Origin of the sequence: Arthrobacter sp. H41 (assembly GCF_000520535.1) — a bacterium.
Lineage (GTDB): Bacteria > Actinomycetota > Actinomycetes > Actinomycetales > Micrococcaceae > Arthrobacter_D.
The window spans coordinates 1-6,751 of record NZ_AZRZ01000436.1; the positions used below are offsets into that span (position 1 = coordinate 1).

The 6,751-nt window shown below is 63.1% G+C and carries 6 protein-coding genes and 1 pseudogene; 2 read left to right on the forward strand and 5 right to left on the reverse strand.

The window, feature by feature from the left end:
• From Y705_RS22850 to Y705_RS23350, 3 genes and pseudogenes are all read right to left on the reverse strand, one after another.
• A pseudogene (locus Y705_RS22850) lies at nt 1-619 on the reverse strand (transposase); the annotation flags it as partial.
• Nucleotides 620-813: 194 nt separating this feature from the next.
• The gene (locus Y705_RS16330) at nt 814-1,761 is read right to left on the reverse strand and encodes a PKD domain-containing protein (protein ID WP_049822062.1); all 948 of its coding nucleotides are present in this window, start codon (nt 1,759-1,761) and stop codon (nt 814-816) included.
• A gap of 38 nt (nt 1,762-1,799) precedes the next feature.
• Nucleotides 1,800-2,504: a DUF6318 family protein gene (locus tag Y705_RS23350; RefSeq protein ID WP_275450785.1), complete on the reverse strand. Its 705-nt coding sequence runs from the start codon at nt 2,502-2,504 to the stop codon at nt 1,800-1,802.
• A 155-nt stretch (nt 2,505-2,659) separates the two neighbouring features.
• Between Y705_RS23350 and Y705_RS16335 the strand changes: the two genes are divergently transcribed.
• Entirely contained in the window at nt 2,660-3,736 is a 1,077-nt protein-coding gene (locus Y705_RS16335; RefSeq protein ID WP_049822064.1) for a glycosyltransferase family 2 protein, read from the forward strand.
• A gap of 71 nt (nt 3,737-3,807) precedes the next feature.
• Nucleotides 3,808-4,038 carry a DUF3072 domain-containing protein gene (locus tag Y705_RS0100960; RefSeq protein WP_253908427.1) on the forward strand — a complete coding sequence of 77 codons (231 nt, stop codon included), beginning with the start codon at nt 3,808-3,810 and terminating at the stop codon, nt 4,036-4,038.
• Between the two features lie 47 nt (nt 4,039-4,085).
• Here Y705_RS0100960 and ribA read toward each other — a convergent pair whose 3' ends face one another.
• Complete coding sequence (gene ribA, locus Y705_RS16340) at nt 4,086-5,483, reverse strand: GTP cyclohydrolase II (RefSeq protein WP_049822063.1); 1,398 nt, start codon at nt 5,481-5,483, stop codon at nt 4,086-4,088.
• A 124-nt stretch (nt 5,484-5,607) separates the two neighbouring features.
• Nucleotides 5,608-6,510 (reverse strand): LysR family transcriptional regulator, encoded by a 903-nt coding sequence (locus Y705_RS0100970; protein ID WP_026531518.1) that lies wholly within the window; start codon nt 6,508-6,510, stop codon nt 5,608-5,610.
• Between the last annotated feature and the right edge of the window lie 241 nt (nt 6,511-6,751).

The following is a 6,751-nucleotide window of genomic DNA, read 5'->3' on the forward strand; positions in this document are numbered from 1 at the left end:
TCGTGGACCGGGGGGCCTGGCTGGCGCCCACCGATCCGTTTGCGGTGGATGACGGAGAGGATGCCGTTGGTCGAGCACAGGCGCCAGATGCGCCGCTCACTGGCCACATGGGTGGCGACGGCGTTGAGTTCATCGGCGATGAACCGGTACCCGAACGCCGGATCATCGGCGTGGACATCGATGGCCGCGTTGATCAGGTGCGCTTCCTCCCAGTCCCGGTTTGACACGGGGTTGGTCTTCCATTTGTAGAAGGCCTGTTTGGAGAAGTTCAATACCCGGCAGGTCACCGTGACGGCAATTCCGTCAGCAGCAAGGTCAAGGACCAGCGGGTACATCATTTTGGGTTGACGTCCCTGGAGAGGTACGCGACGGCCCGGCGCATCACTTCGGCTTCCTGTTCGAGAAGCTTGATGCGCTTTCTGGCGTCCCGCAGTTCGGTGGATTCCTCCTTCGCGGCTCTGGCTTTGGGATCGTCTTCCTCATCGGCTTTCTTCAGCCAACGGTGCAGGGCTGCCGGGGAGACCCCGAAGTCCTTGGCGATCGTGGTCAGGGGTGCTTCGCCCTTTCGGGCAACCGCGACAACGTCACGGCGGAACTCTTCGGGAAAGGCTTTGGGCATGATGAACATCCTTCCACCCGCAAGGTCAATCCTCACAGGTCAGGAGTCAACCAAACCTTCAGCAGTCCCCCTTGCTATCTACGACACGAGCCCGCTTCCCCACGAACCGTGAAGAGCCGCCTAACCTGACCCTCCCAGCCCGAGGAAGCCTGGAAAGTCCTCGTGATCGCTGGTAAGTCCTGGAAAGCGCGACGCTACCTGCCAACCGGCGCCTGACAACCGATTCCGGCCGGATTCTCGAAGCAATTCTGGGAAACGTTGTGGCCCTCGGTACGCCAGATACTCATGACGTGCGGGGCGGAAGCAACACTCGCCTGGCCGGCTACGGGTTGGAACGGCCCTCCATTCACGGAGTAGTCGCCGGCGAAGTAGGTCGTGAGTGAGACTGTGTAGTCCCCGGTGTCCAGGTACTGGTGACTCGTCAGGGTCTGGGTGTCGAACCCGTTTCCAGCGACAGGTCCTCCGGAGTCCGTAGTCACAACAGTGGAACCGTCTCCGTAGTTCCACTCGTAGGACACGGGCCATGCGCGGAGGTTGATTTGCGCGTCCCGGAATTCGAAGGCGAATTCCTGCTCCTGGGCCTGCGCATAAACATTTGAATGGGCATTCTTCAGTCCGAAGTTCTGCGGCTGGGAGATCACCAAGGACTGAACTATCGGCTGGCTCTGGAACTCGTCAATGCTGATGATGATAGGAGCTTCGGCGGGTTCTCCCTCGACAGGCGGTTCCGGCTCCTGACCTGGATAAATGCACGAGGAACGGCCAGTGGGAGTTTGTGTCGGTGGGGCAACGTTATTGTTGACCTCGATCCAATTGACCAGCACCCCGTCTTCCTCGGTTGAGCACCTGGCGTTGAGCAGGGTGCATGTAGCTGGATCAAGGCTTTCACCGACATTGCTCGTACATGCGCGTTCGTAGATGAGCGAAAAGCCGTCATCGAGGGCGGGGAGCGCGACAATAGGTGATACGTCAAGTCCAGGAACTGCGGCTGACTTGTCCGAACCTTTCCTTTCCGTTTTCTGCACCCCAACCGCGTCAAAGGAGTTGTCCCTCGCCAGCACATCGTAGTTCGATTTTGCCTCAGCGTATGACGGAGGACCCTCGAAAAGCGCCATAAGCATGAGCGCGGCGAGGATGGCCATTCCGTGGAATCTGGTTGGGAGATACGGACGGCCGCTCACTATGTGCCTTCCGGCTGACCGTAGTCCAGCATCAGCCAAGATCCTTCATCAAAGAGAGCAATCACAACTTCAACTGTCCCTTCGGACGCGATGTCCGTACTGAGCTCGCTTCCATCTGCATCAAAATATGTAACGGCGCCTTGTTCAGTCTCAACGAATGAACTTATGGAGCCCGATGTGTTCATTTCAAACGGTGAAGTAAAGCCGACGACAGAAAATTCTGCTCCCCCTATCCAGCGGCCGTCCGAGTAGACCTCTCCCACTGCAGATCGAATGCTCGCGCAAGTTCGACATCCCGGGTCAGTTTCCGCGTCGAAGGCCGTCCAATCGTTTGTTGCATACCCGTAGTTGAAGAGCTCGAACCAGTACCGGGTGAAGGCTTCCAGACCCTCCTTCGTATTCTCATCTGCCAAGGGAGGCTTCACAGGCACCGGCAGGTTAGCAGCGGGCCCATCCGACGAAGCCGGCGTCGGCTCAGGCACCGCAGGAGCGGTGGAGACTGCAGCGGTCGGCGGAGGTGTTTCGGCCTGCGCGGTCGTTGGACTTGGTACGGATCCCACCCCGGGATCGGCAGCCTGACACCCGGTGAGGAACAGCACCCCAGCCACCGAAGTAGCTGCGATCGGTAGTCGAATCCTTGCAACAAAACTCGCTCGAAGCACTGGTGTCCCCCGTAGGTGGTGCGGCGAATGCCTACAACGCATTCCTTACACTAAGTGCAGAACGCTGAAAGGGGCAGTGTTATCCACAAGGCAAACGCGCACTTCGGAAGACACATGTGCCGCCCGGGAACTGCGATACGGGTGGGACCGAGGAAGGACGGAATGCACTGCATTCGCGCAACCAGGAGGCACACCGAGTGGAGCTATCAGCGGAGTACGTCCTTCCCTTGAAGTGGGCGGACAGCGGGCCTATCGACGAGCTTACGGTTTACCTGCAGTCGCTGCCCGACTGGTTGGACATCACAGTGGTCGACGGATCGGACCAGGGGCTTTTCGAGGAGCACCGGCGCCGCCTACCGCAGCGGGTACGCCATTTGCGGCCCAGCGCCCCTGAGTCCAGCCGTGGCCGCGGGACAGCGACCAGCACCAGCACCAGCACCAGCACCAGCACCAGCACCAGCACCAGCAACGGTAAGACTTTGGGCGCCCTCACAGGCATCGCAGAGGCACGGCACGAACGCATCGTCATCGCCGACGACGACGTTCGCTACGGACCCCGTGAACTCGAACGAATCGTGACGCTGCTCGACCACGCCGACCTCGTCCGTCCCCAGAACTACTTCACGGCGCTGCCCTGGCACGCCCGCTGGGACACCCCGAGAACCCTGCTCAACCGCGCTTTCGGCTCCGACTACCCAGGCACTCTCGCCCTTCGAGGATCAGTGCTCACCGTTTCAAACGGCTATAGCACCGACGCCCTGTTCGAAAATCTCGAGCTCATTCGCACCGTTCAGGCGCTGGGTGGCCGGGAAATTCGGGCCGACAACCTCTTCGTCGCCAGGGTCCCACCGAGCACAAGGCACTTCCTCGGCCAACGGATCCGACAGGCCTATGACAGTTTCGCCCAGCCGGGGCGCCTCGCCGTCGAACTCTCGATCCTCCCGCTCATTCTTGCCGCGGCACGAAAGCCCGGGTGGCTGCTCTCGGGAACTCTCGCCGTCGTCGTAATGGCCGAAACAGGGAGGCGCAGGAACGACGGCGGCGCCGTCTTCCCTCCCAGTTCTGCCCTGTGGGCGCCGCTCTGGGTGCTTGAACGCGGCATCTGCAGCTGGGCAGCGGTGGCCAACCGCTGCCGCGGGGGCGCGCGCTATTCAGGGGGAAGGCTGAAGCTTGCCGCTCATTCAGTGAGCTGGCTGCGGAAGCACCTGCAGCACCAACCGCGCGCCGAAAGGACCGGCAGGTGTGGAAACGGCACGAGATGCCCGATGCAATAAACTCGGCCAACCCGGAAGCAGAAAGTAAGTACACTGATGGTTCAACCGCACGACGACTGATGGGAACCGACATGGCAGACACACTTGGCAGCCCGAACCCTGAGCCCAACAGCGGCATCAACCGCGATCCCGAGGACTGGGTCACCGGCGACGAGCCCATGACTGCGGCTCAGCGCAGCTACCTCGATACCCTTGCACGCGAAGCAGGCGAGGAAATTCCGGCTGACATCAACAAGGCCGAGGCCTCCGAGCACATCGACCGCCTGCAAAAGAAGAGCTCGCGGGTTTCCGACCCGGAATAGGGCCGCCGGAACGAAGGGCTGACCCAATCAGGACGACGTGCATGACGTCAGCCCGACGCCCCGAAATTGAACTCGGTACAGACATCCTGGCCAAGCAGGAAGCGGCGGACCGGAGCTGTCCGCGCATCGGCAAGCGCTTCCGCTCCGGTGAAGCGGATGCCCGGCACGCCGTCGCCAACGAGCACCGGAGCCGTCGTCAGGTACAGCCGGTCCAGGCAACCGCAGGACAGAAAGCGCGAGACGGTTTTGCCGCCGCCCTCCACCAGAACTTTCGCGAAACCCATGTCCCGCAGAACCTCCAGCACTGCTGCCGGCTCGAACCCGCCCTTCCTCACGCGCACCACACACACCGAACTGCCTAGGTCATCCGGCACCACGGCATCTTCGCCGACCATCCACACAGTTGGAGCTGTGCCGTCCGTCAGCACCCGGGCAGTAACGGGCATCGAGCCGTTCGGGTCGAGGACCACGCGCGCCGGGTTCGGCCCGCGGACCGACTGGAGAGTGAGTGAGCAGTCGTCGGCGAGGACGGTACCAACCCCCACAACGACGGCGTCCACGAGGGCGCGCAGCCGGTCAAGATGGCCGTGGTCCTCCCCCGCTCCAGGGAAGCTGTCATCACCCGACCTTGAAGCGATGAACCCGTCAAGGCTCTGCCGCAGGTGGGCAAGCACCAGCGAACCCTCGGTGGCCGAGATGAACCCGTAGCGGTGCACGAGGTCCTCGTCGTCGACGCCGCCGGCCACCGGGTGGGCGGCGCCTGCGAGCAGCTGCTGCCACACGTCGTCGGCCGCCGGCCGATCGTGACGCATGCGTGCGCGCTTGGTCGCGAGGTAGGCCGCGTTCTCCGCACGCTCGGGAACGGCGAGGCCGCGTCGCTCGACAACAGTGATGCCGAGCTCTTCGAGCGCCTCCTGCTTGGCGGGATTGGCGGACAGGAGACGGATCCGTGAGATGCCCAGGTCCTGCAGAATGTCCGCAGCCTGGTTGTAGTTGCGTGAATCGACCGGCAGCCCCAGCGAGGTGTTCGCATCCACGGTGTCCACACCGGCGTCCTGCAGCGCATAGGCCTTGAGCTTGGCGAGGAGCCCGATACCGCGTCCCTCATGGCCCCGCACGTAGACCAGCACGCCGTGGCCTTCTTCGCTGATGGCATGCAGGGCGGCGTCGAGCTGCTCGCCGCAGTCACACCGGTAGGAACCAAGGGCATCGCCCGTGAGGCATTCGGAGTGGACGCGCACCAGAGGCGCTCCCGACTGGGTGACGCCACGCAAGGACGCGTGCGAAGGCTCCCCCTCGAAACCCCGCACCAGCGCAACATGCTCGACATTCTCGGCGTCACGGTAGCCGACCAGCCGGAACAGTCCGTACTTGGTGGGCAGCATCGTCTCAGCGACGCGCTCCACAGTGGCGGGGACTGAGACCGGATCTAACTGAGTGGGCATCTGTCTACCTTAATCGGGGATCACCACGGACGCCGAAAACCATGACTCCGCAGCTACCTGTGCAACGCGCAGGACTGCCGCTTTATTGCTCGGCCCCAATCGAGGGGCACGTCAAGCGGGCACGTCAGACGGCGACGACGGCGGCTGCCCGGGCGAGCACCGCGCGGCAGGTTCGCAGCGCCGGCCGCTCCGCACTGGCCTTCCTCGCAGACGTGAAGATGGACCGGCGCGGATTCTCCGGAAGGTCGAACAGCTGCACCGTGGTCTCCCTGCCGGTCCACATGAGATCCGGCATGAGGCCTACGGCATTGCCTGACTCGATCAGGCGGATCTGTGCCTGCAGGTCGGCCGTCTCGTAGCGTACGTCCGGCTCGAACCCGGCGAGCCTGCAGGCCTGCTCGGCCCAGTGCCGTGAGGCAGCACCACGCGGCTCCATCACCCAGGCCGACCCTGCGGCGTCGACCACGCTCCGGATTCCTCCGCCGTCCAGCCCGGCCGGCGGAACCGCCAGGCGGATGGCATCGGTGGTGAGCGGGAGGTGGTCGAGCTCTGCATGCCGTGGCGCCGCATGCCCCGGATACTGTTCGGCAATGACGAGGTCGAAGTCGCGGGCGAAGGTTTCATACAGCGCCGTCTCCGGCTCACGCTGCACCATCTCCACCCGCACGTCGGGAAATTCGCGCGTCATCATGGTCAGGGCGTCCGGCATGAGGGCCAGCGCCGCCGATTGGAAGACCGCGATCCTCACCGTCCCCGCCACCCTGGTCTGGGAGGCTGCTAGATCCGCCTCCGCGCGGTCGAGGGTCTCGAGGAGAGCGGCGGTGTGGGTCACGAGCACTTCGGCCTGCGGCGTCAACAGCACCCGCCGGCCGCTTTTGCGCAGCAATTCCACCCCCACTTCCTTCTCGAGCAGTGCCAGCTGCTGGGAGACCGATGAGGGACTGTAGCGCAGGGCCGCGGCCACCTCGGCAAGGGTTCCACGGATCTTCAGTTCCCGCAGGAGCCGCAGCTTCCGGACGTCGAGCATGCAGGGGTCCAATTCATTAGCAGAAGTAAAGATGACTGGTGGATAAAGGCCACTTTTACTAATCGTACCCCGCGTTCATACTGGAGGAAAGCGTTGCAAACGAGGCAACGAGCAACAAGGAAACCAGGGATGTTTCCGGGTAAGAGATCGGACCCGCACAATGACCACCCAGCTCCCCAGCCGGCAGGAAACCACCCTCCCTCCCGCCGGCCCCGTCGATCCCGGAATGACGGCGACCCCC